Annotated in this window: 17 protein-coding genes and 2 tRNA genes; 13 read left to right on the top strand and 6 right to left on the bottom strand. The window is 61.0% G+C overall.

Annotation, left to right across the window (positions count from 1 at the left end):
• Position 1 precedes the first annotated feature (1 nt).
• The 3 genes from AC2FF8_RS05305 to AC2FF8_RS05295 are packed head-to-tail and all read left to right on the top strand — an operon-like array spanning position 2 to position 3,758.
• Positions 2-919 (top strand): dihydrodipicolinate synthase family protein, encoded by a 918-nt coding sequence (locus AC2FF8_RS05305; protein WP_496879111.1) that lies wholly within the window; start codon positions 2-4, stop codon positions 917-919.
• Positions 920-924: 5 nt separating this feature from the next.
• Positions 925-2,421, top strand: coding sequence for an aldehyde dehydrogenase (locus AC2FF8_RS05300; protein ID WP_496879110.1), 1,497 nt, complete (start codon positions 925-927; stop codon positions 2,419-2,421).
• On the top strand, positions 2,418-3,758 hold the full coding sequence (locus AC2FF8_RS05295; RefSeq protein ID WP_496879109.1) for an NAD(P)/FAD-dependent oxidoreductase: 1,341 nt from the start codon (positions 2,418-2,420) through the stop codon (positions 3,756-3,758). Before AC2FF8_RS05300 ends, AC2FF8_RS05295 begins: the two co-directional genes overlap by 4 nt.
• A gap of 10 nt (positions 3,759-3,768) precedes the next feature.
• Here AC2FF8_RS05295 and AC2FF8_RS05290 read toward each other — a convergent pair whose 3' ends face one another.
• From AC2FF8_RS05290 to AC2FF8_RS05275, 4 genes are all read right to left on the bottom strand, one after another.
• Positions 3,769-4,503: an SDR family NAD(P)-dependent oxidoreductase gene (locus AC2FF8_RS05290; RefSeq protein ID WP_496879108.1), complete on the bottom strand. Its 735-nt coding sequence runs from the start codon at positions 4,501-4,503 to the stop codon at positions 3,769-3,771.
• Positions 4,500-5,231, bottom strand: a complete 732-nt coding sequence (locus AC2FF8_RS05285) for an SDR family NAD(P)-dependent oxidoreductase (protein WP_170346165.1) — start codon at positions 5,229-5,231, stop codon at positions 4,500-4,502. Before AC2FF8_RS05285 ends, AC2FF8_RS05290 begins: the two co-directional genes overlap by 4 nt.
• Entirely contained in the window at positions 5,228-5,551 is a 324-nt protein-coding gene (locus tag AC2FF8_RS05280; RefSeq protein ID WP_496879107.1) for a hypothetical protein, read from the bottom strand. Before AC2FF8_RS05280 ends, AC2FF8_RS05285 begins: the two co-directional genes overlap by 4 nt.
• A 71-nt stretch (positions 5,552-5,622) precedes the next feature.
• Positions 5,623-7,170 carry a trimethylamine methyltransferase family protein gene (locus AC2FF8_RS05275; RefSeq protein ID WP_496879106.1) on the bottom strand — a complete coding sequence of 516 codons (1,548 nt, stop codon included), beginning with the start codon at positions 7,168-7,170 and terminating at the stop codon, positions 5,623-5,625.
• A gap of 226 nt (positions 7,171-7,396) precedes the next feature.
• Here AC2FF8_RS05275 and AC2FF8_RS05270 point away from each other — a divergent pair, with 226 nt between their 5' ends.
• The 3 genes from AC2FF8_RS05270 (at position 7,397) to AC2FF8_RS05260 (ending at position 10,005) form a co-directional block, all read left to right on the top strand.
• Positions 7,397-8,869: a flavin-containing monooxygenase gene (locus tag AC2FF8_RS05270; RefSeq protein ID WP_496879105.1), complete on the top strand. Its 1,473-nt coding sequence runs from the start codon at positions 7,397-7,399 to the stop codon at positions 8,867-8,869.
• On the top strand, positions 8,870-9,856 hold the full coding sequence (locus tag AC2FF8_RS05265) for an alpha/beta fold hydrolase (protein ID WP_496879104.1): 987 nt from the start codon (positions 8,870-8,872) through the stop codon (positions 9,854-9,856).
• Positions 9,857-9,928: 72 nt separating this feature from the next.
• A tRNA-Met gene (locus tag AC2FF8_RS05260) sits at positions 9,929-10,005 on the top strand.
• A gap of 188 nt (positions 10,006-10,193) precedes the next feature.
• Here the strand turns inward: AC2FF8_RS05260 and AC2FF8_RS05255 are convergent.
• Entirely contained in the window at positions 10,194-10,682 is a 489-nt protein-coding gene (locus AC2FF8_RS05255; RefSeq protein ID WP_480683769.1) for an invasion associated locus B family protein, read from the bottom strand.
• A 290-nt stretch (positions 10,683-10,972) separates the two neighbouring features.
• A tRNA-Thr gene (locus tag AC2FF8_RS05250) sits at positions 10,973-11,047 on the bottom strand.
• A gap of 83 nt (positions 11,048-11,130) precedes the next feature.
• On the opposite strand from AC2FF8_RS05250, the gene AC2FF8_RS05245 reads away from it, so the two are divergent.
• The 7 genes from AC2FF8_RS05245 (at position 11,131) to AC2FF8_RS05215 (ending at position 15,953) form a co-directional block, all read left to right on the top strand.
• Positions 11,131-11,286: a hypothetical protein gene (locus AC2FF8_RS05245; RefSeq protein WP_170346170.1), complete on the top strand. Its 156-nt coding sequence runs from the start codon at positions 11,131-11,133 to the stop codon at positions 11,284-11,286.
• A gap of 6 nt (positions 11,287-11,292) precedes the next feature.
• Complete coding sequence (gene murA / locus AC2FF8_RS05240) at positions 11,293-12,561, top strand: UDP-N-acetylglucosamine 1-carboxyvinyltransferase (RefSeq protein WP_170346171.1); 1,269 nt, start codon at positions 11,293-11,295, stop codon at positions 12,559-12,561.
• On the top strand, positions 12,558-13,034 hold the full coding sequence (locus AC2FF8_RS05235; protein WP_496879103.1) for a DUF2948 family protein: 477 nt from the start codon (positions 12,558-12,560) through the stop codon (positions 13,032-13,034). Before murA ends, AC2FF8_RS05235 begins: the two co-directional genes overlap by 4 nt.
• Positions 13,035-13,556 carry a GNAT family N-acetyltransferase gene (locus tag AC2FF8_RS05230; RefSeq protein ID WP_496879102.1) on the top strand — a complete coding sequence of 174 codons (522 nt, stop codon included), beginning with the start codon at positions 13,035-13,037 and terminating at the stop codon, positions 13,554-13,556.
• 61 nt (positions 13,557-13,617) lie between these two features.
• Entirely contained in the window at positions 13,618-14,919 is a 1,302-nt protein-coding gene (hisD, locus tag AC2FF8_RS05225; protein WP_496879101.1) for a histidinol dehydrogenase, read from the top strand.
• A 98-nt stretch (positions 14,920-15,017) separates the two neighbouring features.
• Entirely contained in the window at positions 15,018-15,497 is a 480-nt protein-coding gene (locus AC2FF8_RS05220; RefSeq protein WP_170346175.1) for a UPF0262 family protein, read from the top strand.
• 3 nt (positions 15,498-15,500) lie between these two features.
• Positions 15,501-15,953: an arsenate-mycothiol transferase ArsC gene (locus AC2FF8_RS05215; RefSeq protein ID WP_170346176.1), complete on the top strand. Its 453-nt coding sequence runs from the start codon at positions 15,501-15,503 to the stop codon at positions 15,951-15,953.
• Position 15,954 lies beyond the last annotated feature (1 nt).

The following is a 15,954-nucleotide window of genomic DNA, read 5'->3' as shown; positions in this document are numbered from 1 at the left end:
AATGAACCCGATTTTCAAGTTTGAGGGGATCTATACCCCCGTGGTCACGCCCTATCACGACGATGGCAGCGTGAATTGGGACGCCTTGTCCGACGTGATCGAATACCTGATCGAGAATGGTGTGCATGGCCTGATCTCGGGTGGTTCGACCGGCGAGAACTATGCGCAGACTGTGGAAGAACGGCTGGAACTGGCCCGGTTCACGCAGAAGCAGTTGAAGGGCCGGTTGCCATTGGTGGTTGGCACAGGCGCGATGCTGACGCCGGATTCTATTGCTCTGGCTTCGGACGCACGTAAGATCGGCGCCGATGCGATCCTGCTGGCCAGCCCGCCATATTCGGTGCCGACTGATAGGGAAAACGCGCTGAATGCGCTGGCCATCGACAAGGCCGCCGATCTGCCTGTGATGCTGTACAACTACCCGCACCGCACCGGTACGATGATGGGCGAAGAGTTCCTTGACCGTGTGGGCCGCAGCCGGAATTTCTGCGGCATCAAGGAAAGCTCGGGCGATATCAACCGGGTGCATTTGCTGGCCCGCGACTATCCACATATCCAGCTTGGTTGCGGCATGGATGATCAGGCGCTCGAGTTCTTTGCCTGGGGCGCGCCGTTCTGGGTGTGCGGCGGGTCGAACTTCCTGCCTGCCGAACATGTGGCTCTGTATCAGGCCTGCGTGGTCGAAGGCAATTTCGCAAAGGGTCGCCGGATCATGTCCGCGATGATGCCGCTGATGCGGGTGCTGGAGCAGGGTGGCAAGTTCATCCAGACCATCAAGCATGGCGTTACCATGAACGGGATTGATGCCGGCGCCATGCGGCCTCCGTTGAAGGGCCTGAACAAGGACGACAAACGCGCGCTGGAACAGGTCACGCGCGTGCTGAAAAAGACAATCGCCGACATCGTGGCCGAGGGGTAAGAGACATGGATCTGCTGACACAGGACGAATACAAATCCATCGCCGCAGGCCTGACCCTGCCGACCGGGGCGTTCATCGACGGCGCATTCCGCCCGGCGATCTCGGGCGAGACGTTTGCAACCGTAAACCCGGCCACCGGCGACAAGCTTGCCGATATCGCGTCCTGCGGCGCAGCGGATGTGGATTTTGCGGTCGAAAAGGCGCGTGAGGCCTTCGACGATGGCCGCTGGTCGAAACTGCACCCGTCCGAGCGCAAGGACGTGCTGATCCGGTTGGCCAAGCTGATGACCCGCAATGCCCGCGAACTGGCGGTGATGGAAAGCCTCGACAGTGGCAAGACCATCTATGACTGCGAAACCGTGGACGTGCCCGAGACCATCCATTGTCTGAAATGGCATGCCGAAGCGATCGACAAGATCTACGATCAGGTCTCACCCGCCAGCGACGACCATATCGCCATGGTCGTGCGAGAGCCCATCGGCGTGGTGGGGCTGGTTCTGCCGTGGAACTTCCCCCTGCTGATGCTGGCGTGGAAGATTGGGCCTGCCTTGGCGGCGGGGTGTTCAGTGGTTGTAAAGCCCGCGGCTGAAACCACGCTGACCGCGCTGCGTATGGCCGAACTGGCGATGGAGGCTGGCCTTCCCCGTGGCGTGCTGAACATCGTACCGGGTGGCGGTGCCGACGTGGGCGAACCCATCGGGCGGCACATGGATATCGACATGGTGTCCTTCACCGGCTCGACCGTCACCGGCAAGCGGTTCCTGACCTATTCGGCGGAAAGCAATGCCAAGGAAGTGGTGCTTGAGATGGGCGGCAAGAACCCTGCCATCGTCATGGACGACGCCGAAAACCTCGACCGGGTGGCGGCGCATGTGGTGAATGGTGCGTTCTGGAACATGGGCGAGAACTGTTCGGCCTCGTCGCGCCTGATCGTGCATAAAGACGTGAAGGCCGAACTGCTGGACCGCATCGCGCATCACGCCAAACAGTGGAACACCGGCGACCCGCTGGACCCTGAAACCCGCATGGGCGCGCTGGTCAGCGAAGGGCATTACAACAAGGTCTGCGGATATCTCGATCAGGCTGAAAAGGTGGTGATCGGCGGCAAGGCGGACAAGGGATTTGTCGAAGCCACCGTCGTCGAAGTGCCGGGCAATGACACCCTGCTGGCCCGAGAGGAGATCTTTGGCCCGGTCCTGTCGGTGATCGAAGTGTCGGGCTTTGACGAGGCCATCAAGATCGCCAATGACACGGACTATGGCTTGTGTGCCTCGATCTTCACCGCCAACGCCAAGCGGGCCATTCGCGGTGCGCGGGCCATCCGGGCAGGGACTGTTACGGTAAACAGTTTCGGCGAAGGCGACATCACCACGCCGTTTGGCGGCTACAAGCAATCGGGCTTTGGCGGGCGCGACAATTCGATCCATGCGCATGATCAGTACACCCAGCTGAAAACCATCTGGATCGATCTTGCCGACGACTCCGACGAGGCGGTGGATTGACGCGGTACGAGGCCAAAAGACTGCCCCGGCAGACGGGCCCGGCAGGATGGAATGCCATCCTGCCGCCCCAGGATCCTCTGCCGGTGCTCGAACAGGATCTGATCGCCGACATCACCATTGTCGGCGGAGGGTTTGCCGGGCTGACGGCGGCGCGGCGATTGCACCAGCTGGACCCCTCGCTGAAGATCGCCTTGTTGGAAGCGGGTCGGTTTGCGGATGGTTCGGCGGGGCGGAACTCGGGGTTCATGATCGACCTGCCGCATGATCTGGCCTCGGACAACTACGCAGGCGACGGGCTGGAAGCGGACCGCGCCGCCATTGCCCTGAACCGCAAGGCCATCGCCTTCGCGACCGAGATCGCCGCCGATTGCGACCTTCCGCAAGAGATGTTCGACCCTTGCGGCAAATATAATGCAGCCGCCACACGGGCAGGAGACGCCCATAACCGCGCCTTTGCCGGGCATCTGACCAAACTGGGTGAGCCGCATACGCTGTATGACCAAAAGCAGATGCAAGAGATCACGGGCAGCCCGCATTATGTTTCGGGGCTGTTTGCGCCGGGGACGGTGATGATCCAGCCGGCGGCCTATGTACGGGCTCTGTCGGGTCAACTGGCAAGACAGATTGACGTATTCGAGAACTCGCCAGTCACCAGCTTTGCAAAGCAGGGCGCAGGCTGGGTGGTCAACACCGCCAAGGCCAAAGTCAGCACCGGGCGGATCATCCTGGCCAACAATGGCCATCTTGAAAGCTTCGGGTTCTACCAACGGCAATTGATGCATATCTGCCTCTACGCCTCGATCACGGCCCCGCTGACCGAGGCGCAGATCAAGACACTGGGCGGACAACCGCGCTGGTCGGTGACACCGGCGGATCCGATGGGCACCTCGGTCCGGCGCATTTCGGGCAGCTACGGGGATCGCATTCTGATCCGCACCGGATCCAGTTTTCACCCGACGATCGAAACCAGCCGGATGCGGTTGCGCAATGCCGGCTGGGTGCATGACCGCAAGTTCCGGGAACGCTTTCCGCATCTGTCGGATGTGCGGATGGAGCATCGCTGGGCCGGGATGCTGTGCCTCAGCCGCAACGGATCCGCGGCATTCGGCGAATTGGAGGATGGCGTGTTCTCGGCCTGCTGCCAGAACGGCCTGGGCATCGCCCGTGGCACCCTGCAAGGCATGGGCATCGCGGAACTGGCGCTGCAAGGCGGATCAGAGATCGCGGATCACTTTCTGGCGCAGCCGGACCTTCCGCGATTGCCGCCCGAGCCCTTCGCTTCGCTTGGGGCGAACAGCTATCTGATCTGGAAAGAATGGCGGTCCGGCAAGGAATGATGCGCGGGCGTCAGGGCAAGCTCAGCTTGGCCATGCGCCCACCGTCTATCGTAAAGACCTGCCCGGTGATGAAACCCGCATCCCCGGAGGCCAGAAACGCGACGAGCGCGGCAACTTCTTCAGGCCGCCCCGTTCGGGCCACCGGGTGGATCTTGGCAATGTCGCGACGGAATGCGGACGGGTCGGGCATGGATTCGATGAAATCCTCGTTCAACTCGGTATCGATCCAACCGGGCGCGACGGCGTTGCAGCGGATACCCTCGGCCCCGTGATCGACGGCAACGGCGCGGGTCAGGCCGTGCAACCCCGCCTTTGATGCGCAATAGGCGGCGTGACCGGGATTGCTGCCCAAGCCTTCGATGGATCCGGTGTTGACGATAGTGCCCCTGGTGTCGCGCAGATACGGCAGCGCGGCTTTGATCATCAGGAACGGGGTGGTCAGGTTCACCGTCAGGGTGCGGTGCCAGTCCTCAAGGCTCATCCCCTCGACCGAGGCTTCCTGCATCATGCCGGCGTTGTTGACCAGCACGTCCAAACGCCCGGCCAGGGTAGTCACTTCGCCGACCACCTGCGCGGCGCTGTCGGGAAGGGTAAAATCCGCAACGATGCCGTGGAATTCCGTGTCCTCGCCACGTTGGGCGGTGAAGACCCGCGCACCTTCGTCCTGCAAACGTCGGGCGATGGCCCGGCCAATGCCGCTGCGCCCACCGGTGACCAGAGCCACCTTTCCGTCGAACCGCTTCATGAAACCGGTTTCCCTCCGTTGACTTCGATCAGCGCGCCGCAAACATAACGCGACGCGTCCGAGACCAGAAACATCATCACATCGGCGATGTCCTCGGGCTCGGCGATCCGGCCCAGCGGCACGGTCCGGCCCAGTTCGGCCACGGCCGTATCGGGGTCAAAGCCCCGCTTTTCAAAGCCCGAACGCAGCATCGGGGTATTCACCTCATTCGGGCATACCGCGTTGATGCGGATGCCCTGATGGGCATGATCCATGCCCATGCATTGGGTCAGGGACGCGATGGCCGCCTTGGTCATGCAATAGACCGCATGATTGGGGCCGGGGCGCAGCCCCCAGCAGGACGCGGTGTTGACGATGGCCCCGCCGCCAGCTTCCGCCATGATCGGAATTGCAGCGCGGCAAATGCGGAAAGGGGCTTCGACATTGACACCCAATGACAGAGACCAATCCGCATCGGACGTATCCGTGACCGACCCGCGCGTGATGACGCCCGCATTGTTGATCACGATGTCAAGCCCGCCCAATGCGGAGGCGGCTTCGCCGGGCAGTTGGTCGGCATAATCAGAATCAAGCAGATCGCCGGGCAGATGCGCCTCGGCCTCGATGCCATCCACAGATCGGTCTGCAACGGCGACCCGTGCCCCCGCATTGCGCAGCCGTTGAACGATTGACGCCCCGATGCCACCAGCCGCACCAGTGACCAGAGCCGATTTTCCATTCAGGTTCATGAAGTCACCCATTGTTGGAACCATGCGACAGGTGTTCCGAGCAGGCTTTCATCAGGAACCACGCCAAGCCCCGGCCCGGTTGGCGGCGCGATATGCCCGCCCTTGATCCGGGTGCCGTTTTCGGGATCGCAGTTGCCTTCGATATACGGTGCAGCCAGCCAGACGCCTTCCACCAGGTCGGGCCGAACGGTTGCGCCGTTACATGCGACGGTTTTGACCAGCGTGGTATCCAGCGCCCGGACCTTGGCACTGGCCTTGGTGTCGGGTTCGTTTTTGACCGGCAGGTCGTGGCTGTTGATATGCAGTTCGGCGATCTTCATCTTGTGTACTTGTCCTGACCGGAAAAAAGGACCCACCCGGATGACGGGCGGGCCAGTAAGCGGAGTGTGGATCAGTATGTCTGGTTCAACTCATCCGCCGCCGGGATCTCCCTCTCGCGGCGGGCGATATAGTCCAGAAGGGCCTCGTTCCTGGCTTCGTCCAGTTTGGGTTCTTGATATTCGGCCAGCAACTTCCGCGCATGTTTCAGGGCGCGTTCGGTGATTTCAACTTCACCTTCGGCGACCCATTGTTCGATCGAGTTGTTGTCGAACAGTTCCGGCATGAAGAACGCGGTCTGGAAGTTGTCCTGCGTGTGCGGATGACCCAGATAATGCCCGCCGGGCCCCACATCGGGAACCGCAGCCAGGGCCTCATCGAAATCGTGCCATTTCGGCCCTTCGGCCATGCGGTAAGCCATCGCGCACTGTTCGGCGTCGACGATGAACTTGGCGACCGAACAATGCATGCCCGCCTCGTTCCATCCTGCCGAATGCCAGATATAATTGGCCCCGGCGTGAATGACCGCGCTGAGCGTCGTTGCGGATTCGTACCCGGCCTGTGCATCAAAGGTCTTGGCCCCGCCCAGCGTGTTCGAGGTGCGCCACGGAACATCGTAAAAGCGCGCCATCTGGCCGATCATGAAGTTCATCAGGCTGATCTCGGGCGTGCCGGCCATGGGTGCTCCGGATTTCATCGAAACGGTCGACAGGTAATGCCCCCAGATCGCAGGGCAGCCCTTGCGGATCACCTGCGTATAGGCCAGCGCCGAGAGCGCCTCGGCGGTCAGCTGCGCCACGGTCGCGGGCACCGATGCCGGGGTGTTCGCACCACCCAGAACAAAGGGCGAGCACAAAACCGGCTGATTGCGGCGGCAGAAGGCCCGCATTGCACCCAGCATGGTTTCGTCCCACACCAGCGGGCTGTTGCCGTTGCAATTGCCGGTGGTGACCGGATGATCGTCAATGAAACCTTCGCCGAACAGGATATCGCACATATCCATCACATCCTCGGCATTCCTGGGCGAGGTGGTCATACCCATGAAGGTCTTGTCCGAGTATTTCATCGACGAATAGGTGATGCGCAGGTGCCGCTGGCTGATCGGGTGATCGTAGGGCTCGACAATGTGATGGGCCGAGCTGTGCAGCGCCGGCATCATGTGCGACAGCTTGTGGAACATCGCCAGATCATCCAGCGTCGGGTTGCGGCGTACATCGTCCAGATCGCGCAGGAATGGCGCGCCGGTCATCGGCACGAAGATCGCGTGCTTGCCCCCCAGCGCCAGGTTCTTTTGCGGATCGCGCGCATGATAGGTGAACTGCGCCGGAATGGTCGAGACCAGCTCGCGCACCATATTGCGGTCCAGATAGACCAGTTCGCCGTCAACCTTGGCCCCGGCGTTTTTCCAGTCTTCCAGCGCGACGGGGTCGCGGAACTGAACGCCGACATTTTCCAGAATGTCCATCGCCGCATTGTCGATGCGCTCAACCTGGGTTGCGTCCATGACCTCGCACAGCGGGATGCCTCGGGTCAGGCCCGGCAGCATGTCAAAATTCGGAGCGGAGCGTATGGCACGGCGGGCAGAACGTCCGCCGGAACGCGTGGCAGTGCGAGTGGGCAAGGGGCAATCCTCCAATTTTGAAACAAACTGACGGATTCGCGGCGCACCCACCTCTCTGATTGCGATATGTGCTTGCAAGAAGCGACACGGGTCATTCCAAATAATTATGCCCCTGCATAACGAAAAGACGCGGGGTCATTCTTGCCTGTGTGACCTACTTCACAGCCAAGCAAGTGCATACATCTGCAACAGGTAAACGCAGGGTTGATTCAGAAGGCACTCACTCATGCACCACAATACAGAGATGCTGATCGTCGGCGCCGGGTTTGCCGGGCTGACGATGGCGCTTGAGGCACGCAAGCGCGGCATCAAGGATATCGCGATTTTGGAAAAGGCCGATGATATCGGGGGGACATGGCGCGAAAACACCTATCCCGGTGTCGCCTGTGATGTGCCGTCGCATCTGTATTCCATGGCGACCCACCTAAATCCGCATTGGAGCCGCGCATATGCCGGTGGCGCGGAAATTCAGGCATATCTGCAAAATGTCGCGCGGCAGGAAGGGTTGTATGACCTGTGCCATTTCGGGCAGGAGCTGAAATCGGCCAGGTGGGATGGAACGCGCTGGCAAGTTGAAACGATGGATGGCCAGCACTGGTCGGCGCGGTTTCTGGTCTCGGCCATTGGTGCACTTCATCATCCCAGCATCCCTGATATCCCCGGCGCCGACAGGTTTCCGGGCCCCAGTTTCCACTCGGCCGAATGGAATCACGATGTCGATCTGTCCGGCAAGAGCGTGGCGGTCGTCGGTACCGGGGCGTCCGCCGTTCAGTTTGTACCCGAGATCGCCAAGATTGCTGGCCACGTCACGATCTTTCAGCGCAGTGCGCCTTACGTGATGCCGCGCCCGGACGGTCCGATTGCGCCCTGGGTGCGCAGCCTTTACGCCCGGTTTCCCATTTTGCCGCGCATTCGGCGCAAACTGATATTCATGATCTTCGAATTTCGCCACCGCGTGTTTCGCGGCGAGGAACGCGCGGTGAATTTTGCCTTGAAAATGTGGCGAAAGGCACTGGAGAGCGCCATCACCGATCCGGCCGAACAACGGATTCTGACCCCCGACTACCGGATCGGCTGCAAACGTATCCTGAGTTCGAACGATTGGTACCCGACCCTGGCCCGCGACAATGTCAGCGTTGTTCCGAAGGGCGTCGCCCGAATCGAAGGTGACACGGTCATCGCGGCGGATGGCACCCGGACCAGGGCGGATGTCTTGATCTGGGGCACTGGGTTTCACGTTACCGACGTGGTCGAGCGTCTGGACATTACCGGTACGGACGGGCTGACGCTGCGCTCTGCCTGGTCGGATGGCATGTGCGCGCATCTGGGTACCGCAGTTGCGGGTTTTCCCAATTTCTTCCTGCTTCTGGGGCCGCATACTGGGCTGGGGCACAACTCGGTCGTGCTGATGATCGAAGCCCAGGTTGGCCATATCGGCCGAGTCCTGAGCGAGATGCAGCGCGAAGGGCTGTCCGCGATCACTCCTGACGCCGCCAAACAAGCGGCGTTCATACGGGAAATGCACGACCGCCATGCAGAGGGCGTGTGGCAGGCCGGGGGCTGTACATCCTGGTACATGGATGCGGAAGGCCGCAACACGACCTTGTGGCCCGGCACCGTTGCCGAGTTTCAGAAACGCATGGCACAATCGGGGTTGGAACAATACAGACCCGCCGCCCTTGGCAATGGAGAAAGCTGAATGACAACCGTTCTGATCACAATCGCCGTCCTTGTCGCGGTTCTGTTTTTCATGAACCTGTGGACCCGGAAGATTACCCGCCGCGGTCTTGAAACCGTGCCACAGCTGGGTCAGATCACACCCGTTCGCGGCGGCAGCATCCACTATGTGGAAAAGGGAAACCCCGAGACGCAGACCATCGTCATGATCCACGGCCTGGCCGGGCAGTTGCAGCACTTTACCTATGCGCTGGTGGATCTTCTGGCCGACGATTACCACGTCATCGCACTGGATCGGCCGGGATGCGGGTATTCAACGCGCGATACGGCCGAGCTGGCGCAATTGCCCCACCAGGCTGGCATGATTGCCGAGTTTCTGGACAAAAAAGGCGTGGACCGCGCTGTTCTGGTCGGCCATTCACTGGGGGGCGCGGTTTCACTGGCGATGGCACTGGACCATCCGGCCCGGGTCGCCGGTCTGGCGCTGCTGGCACCGCTGACGCACAAACTGCCCGAAACCCCGGCGATCTTCAAACCGCTCGAGATCCGCTCCGAATGGCTGCGCAGTCTGATCGGCAACACGGTCGCCGTTCCTCTGGCGTCCAAAACCGCGCCGCACACGCTGAGCGCAGCGTTTGACCCGGAAACCCCGCCGGACGACTTTCTGGACCGGGCAGGCGGCGCGCTTGGCCTGCGGCCTTCCGCCTTTGTCACGGCCTCTCAGGACGTTGCCGGCGTCGATGCAAGTATCAATGCGCAGGTCGCGCGCTATCCGAAACTGACTGTCCCCGGGGGCATCTTGTATGGTCGTCAGGACGCGATACTGTCACCGCCGCTGCACGGGCCGACAATGACCGAGTTCGGGCTGAGTTACGAAGAGCTGGACGGGTTCGGCCACATGATTCCGATCACAGAGCCCGAAATCTGTGCCGCCTTCATCCGCAGGATGACCGAAGCGACCACATCCCCCCGGACATCCTTGCAGGACAGGCCATCAGAGCAGGCGTGAAAGAAATCTTCGGGTTGGTTGATTTCCCTCTTGACCCTCCCGGGCCCCTCGCTTACATCGCCTCTCACTCACGGCGGAGTAGCTCAGTTGGTTAGAGCAGCGGAATCATAATCCGCGTGTCGGGGGTTCAAGTCCCTCCTCCGCTACCACCCACCTGAAGTAAAGCAATGGATTGCAAACAGGAATGACGTCCTGTGCGGAGCTTGCCGGCATCTTTTCCACTGCTTGGCAGTCCACAACCAAATCGAGGCCAACGCCCGGATAACAGCGTCACGGTTTGAATCGACCTGTACGCAGGTACCTTTCCAGGTCGCTGGCCGGTTTCAGCAACTTGTTGTCAATTGGAGGGGTAGCCGCGTTTCCGAACCTCTTCGATGGCCGCAGAAAACCCATAAAGTGAGAACGTGAAACTGCGTTTGACGGCTGGAGAAGCCGCAAAGTAATACTCCACCTTTCCGAATTCTGCGTTCAACAATTCTTTCGTCAGCCCGACGTTGACTTGGCAATATTGCGGAGCGCAAAACTGATATGCGTACTTTCGACTGAACCTGCCATCAAGTGTCACAACCACTCCATTTTTCAAGTCCGTTGTTGTAGGCAAATGCAAAACGAGCCCGGCTACAACCTCGTTGTTGTCCATCGGGATACCAATTATGTTCGCGATGTTCTTGCCGTGGTACTTGATGCCTTGGATCGCCGAACACTCTGACTTGGACGCGTCGCAGTAGATGTCCCAAACACCTGCTTTGGCAACTTTCTTCGACCGTGCTTCCGCCTGGCTGGCGGTATGGAAAATGGATGCGGCAATAAGAAAAATCTTCAGCATCGAAGCCCTCAAAAACGGATTAACTGGTCTCTTTCAGTAACGCTGGGGTTGTGTTTCTGCCAGCTTTTAGTGGGGAAAGATGCCCGGGGCCATAAACCTCGATAAAGTCTGACGGAAAAAACTGAAATCGGGTTGAGCTTTGTCGACGGTGGAGATTGGGTTTTTGCTCGCCACACATTTTTGGGCTGACACGGCGTCCAAAGCCCGGGCGTTTGGCCGTCGAGGAAAAGAGGACAAAAGCGGGGGATAAAAACTACGCGATTCAGAAACATCATCTAAATCGGAGATCATGGTGCTGCTGGAGAGAATTGAACTCTCGACCTCTCCCTTACCAAGGGAGTGCTCTACCTCTGAGCTACAGCAGCGCTGTGGGCGGGTGATTAGACTCAAACGAAACGCGGCGCAAGGGTGTCTGGACGGTTTTTTTCGCCTCCTGTAGAGAAAGATCATGACGGATAAAAATTCACCCAAAAAACAAGGCAAATCCGGGGATGCGCGCGAAGAGCGGCTGAAAGCGGCGCTGAAGGCCAATATGGCGCGGCGCAAGGCGCAGGCCAAGGCGCGGGCGGCCTCCGGGGACAAGGCCGACAAGGACGAGGGATAAGAGCAGATGGATTCGATTCTGGTGACGGGCAACGGCCCGCTGAACGGTCAGATACCGATTGCGGGGGCCAAGAACGCGTGTCTGACGCTGATGCCCGCGACCTTGCTGAGCGAAGAACCGCTGACGCTGACCAACGCACCGCGTCTCAGCGACATCAAGACCATGACGGCTCTGCTGCAATCGCTGGGGGCCGAGGTGTCGTCGCTGCAAGATGGTCAGGTGATCGCGATGTCGAGCCATAACCTGACCAGCCAAACGGCGGATTATGACATCGTGCGCAAGATGCGTGCCTCGAATCTGGTGTTGGGACCTTTGCTTGCGCGATTTGGACAAGCGGTCGTTTCTCTGCCCGGTGGCTGCGCGATCGGAGCCCGTCCGATGGACCTGCACGTGGAAGGGCTCGAGGCGCTGGGCGCCGAGATCGAGCTGAAAGACGGCTATCTGCACGCCAGGGCTCCGGGAGGGCTGAAAGGCGCGGTGCATGAGATGCGGTTTGCCTCGGTCGGGGCCACCGAAAACATCGTCATGGCGGCGACGCTGGCCAAGGGCACCACGGTTCTGAAGAACGCCGCGCGCGAGCCCGAGATCGTCGATCTGGTCGAATGCCTGCGCAAGATGGGTGCGCAGATTTCGGGCGAGGGCAGCTCGACCATCGAAATTCAGGGCGTCGACCGGCTGCACGGTGCCACCCATCAGGTTGTCACCGACCGGATCGAACTGGGCACCTATATGCTGGCCCCGGCGATTTGCGGCGGCGAGGTCGAACTGCTGGGCGGGCGCATGTCACTGGTTGAATCCTTTGCGGCCAAGCTCGACGCGGCGGGGGTCAGTGTCGCCGAAACCCAAAACGGCTTGAAAGTGGCCCGCAAGAACGGCCGGGTTCAGGCCGTGGATGTGGTGACCGAACCTTTCCCGGGGTTCCCGACCGACCTTCAGGCGCAGATGATGGCGCTGATGTGCACCGCCGAAGGAACCTCGGTCTTGGAAGAGCGAATTTTCGAAAACCGTTTCATGCATGCCCCGGAACTTGTGCGCATGGGCGCGAATATCGAAGTGCACGGCGGCACCGCCACCGTCACGGGTGTCGAAGCCCTGAAAGGCGCCCCGGTGATGGCGACGGATCTGCGGGCTTCGGTGTCGCTGATCCTTGCCGGATTGGCGGCAGAAGGTGAGACAACGGTAAGCCGGGTCTATCATTTGGACCGCGGATATGAGCATGTAGTGCGCAAGCTGGAAGGCGTGGGCGCAAAAATCGAACGGATCAAGGGCGAATGACGGACGCAAGTTTTGAAGACGGGCGCGAAGCCCCGCTGAATCTGGGGGCCGAGGATGCAGAAGACCTGAAGGTGATCTCGACCCTTGCCCAGGACGCGGTTTTTCCCGTGACCGAGATGAAATGGCAACCGTCGAAGCGCCGCTTCGGCTTGTTGCTGAACCGCTTTCGCTGGGAAGACAAGGATGCCGCCGCCCGCCGTGACCGCCCGTTTGAACGGGTGCAGTCGGTTCTGGTCTTCGATTCCGTTCTGTCCGTGGCCAGTCAGGGCATTGATCGCGGCGAGAAGGACATGGTCATGTCCCTGCTGTCCGTCGAATTCGAACCCGGCGAGGATGGCGCGGGCCAGGTCTTGCTGACACTGGCGGGTGATGGCGCGATCCGCCTGACGGTCGAGGCGTTGGAAGCCACGCTCAAAGACGTCACGCGCCCGTATCAGGCCCCATCCGGTCGGGCCCCGCACCACCCTGAATAGATGCAGAACAAGCGTGGCATTCCTCAGGCGTTTTTGAAGGTGCCCGAAGGCATCGCATTGCGCCCGGCCACGGTGTTCGATGTGTTTGACGTAAGCCGGGTGCTGATCCGGTCGATCACGCAGCTTTGCGTGGCCGATCACAACAATGATCCCGACCATCTGAAGCAGTGGACCGCAAACAAAGACCCGGCGACCATCCGGGGCTGGTTCAAGCCGGGATCCCAGATCTGGCTGGCCGAGCGTGAAGGTCAGGTGGCTGCGGTCGGAGGATTGATCGAAACCGGCAAGATCACCTTGCTCTACGTTGACCCGGATCACGTCGGCAGCGGGGTGGGGGCCGCATTGCTCAGCAGGCTGGAGCGGCAACTGGCCGCGTGCGGCTGTTCCGAGGCGCGTCTTGATAGCACCCGGACCGCGCGCGAATTCTATCTGCGCCACGGCTGGCAGGTCACCGGGCAATGCAGTGACCGTCAGGACCTGTCCTGCTTTGCCATGCGCAAATCGCTGCACCCCCAGGGCTGAGGGTTGAGGCCGCGCCCTGTGGGCGATATGTCCCGTGGCGCAACGCCCGGAGTGCCAGACCATGCCCGTTTTCCTCGACGCCACATCGCCCGATTTCGAAGCCGCCTTCCAAACCCTGCTGTCCGCCAAGCGCGAGGACAGTCCGGATGTGGACGCGGTCGTGGCGCAGATCATCGACGATGTGCGCAAACGGGGCGACGCGGCGGTCATCGAACTAACCGCGAAATTCGACCGGCTGGAGCTGACACCCGAAACGCTGGCCTTCAGCGCGCAGGAGATCGCAGACGCGGTGGCGCAGGTCGGGGCCGAAGACCGCGCCGCGCTGGAGCTGGCCGCCGGCCGGATCCGGGCCTATCACGAAAAGCAGATGCCCAGCGATCACAGCTGGACGGATGAGGCCGGGGCCACCTTGGGCTGGCGCTGGTCTGCGGTCTCTGCTGCGGGGTTGTATGTGCCCGGCGGGCTGGCCTCTTACCCGTCCTCGGTTTTGATGAATGCCATTCCGGCCAAGGTGGCGGGCGTGGAACGGCTGACCATCGTGGTGCCCACGCCGGACGGGCAGGTGAACCCGCTGGTGCTGCTGGCGGCACAATTGTCGGGCGTGGACGAAGTGTATCGCATCGGCGGCGCGCAGGCCGTGGCGGCGCTGGCCTATGGTACCGACACCATCGCATCGGTCGACAAGATCACCGGCCCGGGCAATGCTTTTGTGGCAGCGGCCAAGCGGCGCGTCTTTGGCAAGGTCGGCATCGACATGATTGCGGGCCCCTCGGAAATCCTGGTCATCGCCGACAAGGACAATGACCCCGACTGGATCGCGCTGGACCTGCTCAGCCAGGCCGAACATGATGAAAGCGCACAGTCGATCCTGATCACGGATGATGCCGCTTTTGGCCACAGCGTTGCCAAGGCTGTCGAAAAGCGCCTCGAAACCCTGCAACGCCGCGCCATCGCCGGGGCCAGCTGGCGCGACTTTGGCGCCATCATCACCGTGCGCGATCTGGACGAGGCCGCGGCGCTTTCCAACCGTATCGCCCCGGAGCATCTGGAGCTTTGCGTCGCGGACCCGGTGGCGCTGAGCGAAAAGACCATCCACGCCGGGGCCATCTTTCTGGGCCAGTACACCCCCGAAGCCATCGGTGATTATGTCGGCGGCCCCAACCACGTGCTTCCAACCGCCCGGTCCGCCCGGTTCTCGTCCGGGCTCAGCGTGATGGATTTCCTCAAACGCACCACGCTCAGCCAGATGACCCCGGAAGCCCTGCGCGCCATCGGGCCCGCCGCTGAACAGCTGGCGCAATCGGAAAGCCTCGAGGCGCACGGCCTTTCGGTCACGGCGCGCCTGAACCGCCTGAATGGCTGAAATGACGCAAAGACCGGGCATGTATGGCGCTTCTCTGCGTTGCCGACGGAATGCCGTTGTTATAGGTCTGTGCTGACACAAGGATAGTTGCCGTAAAGATGACCCGTATTTCGCATATCGAACTGGATGACCGAAACCTGCCGCCTCCGACCCCCGAGATCGAGCAGGAACGCAAGGTTGCCATCTATGATCTGCTGGAAGACAACAGCTTTGCGCTGCCCAAACGGGATGACCGCGTCATTCCTGATGGGCCTTACCACGTGCAGCTTTCGATCCGCGACAAACGGCTGGTCTTTGATGTCGCGACGGAAGAGGATGAAAAAGCCGCCGAATTTCACCTGTCGCTCGGCCCGTTCCGACAGGTGGTCAAGGATTACTTCCAGATCTGCGAAAGCTATTTCGACGCGGTCAAATCGCTGCCTCCCAGCCAGATCGAGACCATCGACATGGCCCGCCGCGGCATCCACAACGAAGGCAGCCGCGTTCTACAGGAACGGCTGGAGGGAAAAGCAGAAGTGGATACCGATACGGCCCGACGCCTGTTCACGCTGATCTGCGTGCTGCATTTCGGGGGCTGACGGGTGAAGCCTCTGCCGCAGTCGGTCCTGTTCTGTTGCGACCACAACTCGGTTCGATCTCCGATGGCCGAGGGGCTGATGAAGAAGTTTTACGGCACGGGCACCTATGTCCAGTCCGCAGGCGTGCACAACGATCTTGAAATCGACGGGTTCTGCATCGCGGCCTGCCAGGAGGTGGGTGTAGAGCTGTCCCGTCATCGCTCGCGGTCCTTTGACGAGATGCAGGAATGGGGCGACGATCTCAGCTCGTTCGATCTGGTCGTGGCGCTTTCGCCCGCCAGTCAGCGCCGGGCGCTGGAACTGACCCGGGTTTTTCACCTCGATGTCGATTATTGGCCAATAATGGACCCTACCGGGTTGGGCGAGACCCGCGAAGAAAAGCTACATCACTACCGACAGACCCGCGATCAGATCATCAAACATCTGAAAGACCGCTGGGGCGAACCTACGGAGTGAC

The organism is Ruegeria sp. YTSA144 (assembly GCF_059610125.1).
Note: the sequence above shows the minus strand (reverse complement) of the source record. Positions and strands in the feature narration are given on the sequence as shown.

What these genes read in the sequence shown, in the direction of transcription:
- AC2FF8_RS05305 (WP_496879111.1), top strand. Translation starts at nt 2, where the DNA reads ATGAACCCGATTTTCAAGTTTGAGGGGATCTATACCCCCGTGGTCACG.
- AC2FF8_RS05300 (WP_496879110.1), top strand. Translation starts at nt 925, where the DNA reads ATGGATCTGCTGACACAGGACGAATACAAATCCATCGCCGCAGGCCTG.
- AC2FF8_RS05290 (WP_496879108.1), bottom strand. Translation starts at nt 4,503, where the DNA reads ATGAAGCGGTTCGACGGAAAGGTGGCTCTGGTCACCGGTGGGCGCAGC.
- AC2FF8_RS05285 (WP_170346165.1), bottom strand. Translation starts at nt 5,231, where the DNA reads ATGAACCTGAATGGAAAATCGGCTCTGGTCACTGGTGCGGCTGGTGGC.
- AC2FF8_RS05280 (WP_496879107.1), bottom strand. Translation starts at nt 5,551, where the DNA reads ATGAAGATCGCCGAACTGCATATCAACAGCCACGACCTGCCGGTCAAA.
- AC2FF8_RS05270 (WP_496879105.1), top strand. Translation starts at nt 7,397, where the DNA reads ATGCACCACAATACAGAGATGCTGATCGTCGGCGCCGGGTTTGCCGGG.
- AC2FF8_RS05265 (WP_496879104.1), top strand. Translation starts at nt 8,870, where the DNA reads ATGACAACCGTTCTGATCACAATCGCCGTCCTTGTCGCGGTTCTGTTT.
- AC2FF8_RS05255 (WP_480683769.1), bottom strand. Translation starts at nt 10,682, where the DNA reads ATGCTGAAGATTTTTCTTATTGCCGCATCCATTTTCCATACCGCCAGC.
- AC2FF8_RS05245 (WP_170346170.1), top strand. Translation starts at nt 11,131, where the DNA reads ATGACGGATAAAAATTCACCCAAAAAACAAGGCAAATCCGGGGATGCG.
- murA (WP_170346171.1), top strand. Translation starts at nt 11,293, where the DNA reads ATGGATTCGATTCTGGTGACGGGCAACGGCCCGCTGAACGGTCAGATA.
- AC2FF8_RS05235 (WP_496879103.1), top strand. Translation starts at nt 12,558, where the DNA reads ATGACGGACGCAAGTTTTGAAGACGGGCGCGAAGCCCCGCTGAATCTG.
- AC2FF8_RS05230 (WP_496879102.1), top strand. Translation starts at nt 13,035, where the DNA reads ATGCAGAACAAGCGTGGCATTCCTCAGGCGTTTTTGAAGGTGCCCGAA.
- hisD (WP_496879101.1), top strand. Translation starts at nt 13,618, where the DNA reads ATGCCCGTTTTCCTCGACGCCACATCGCCCGATTTCGAAGCCGCCTTC.
- AC2FF8_RS05220 (WP_170346175.1), top strand. Translation starts at nt 15,018, where the DNA reads ATGACCCGTATTTCGCATATCGAACTGGATGACCGAAACCTGCCGCCT.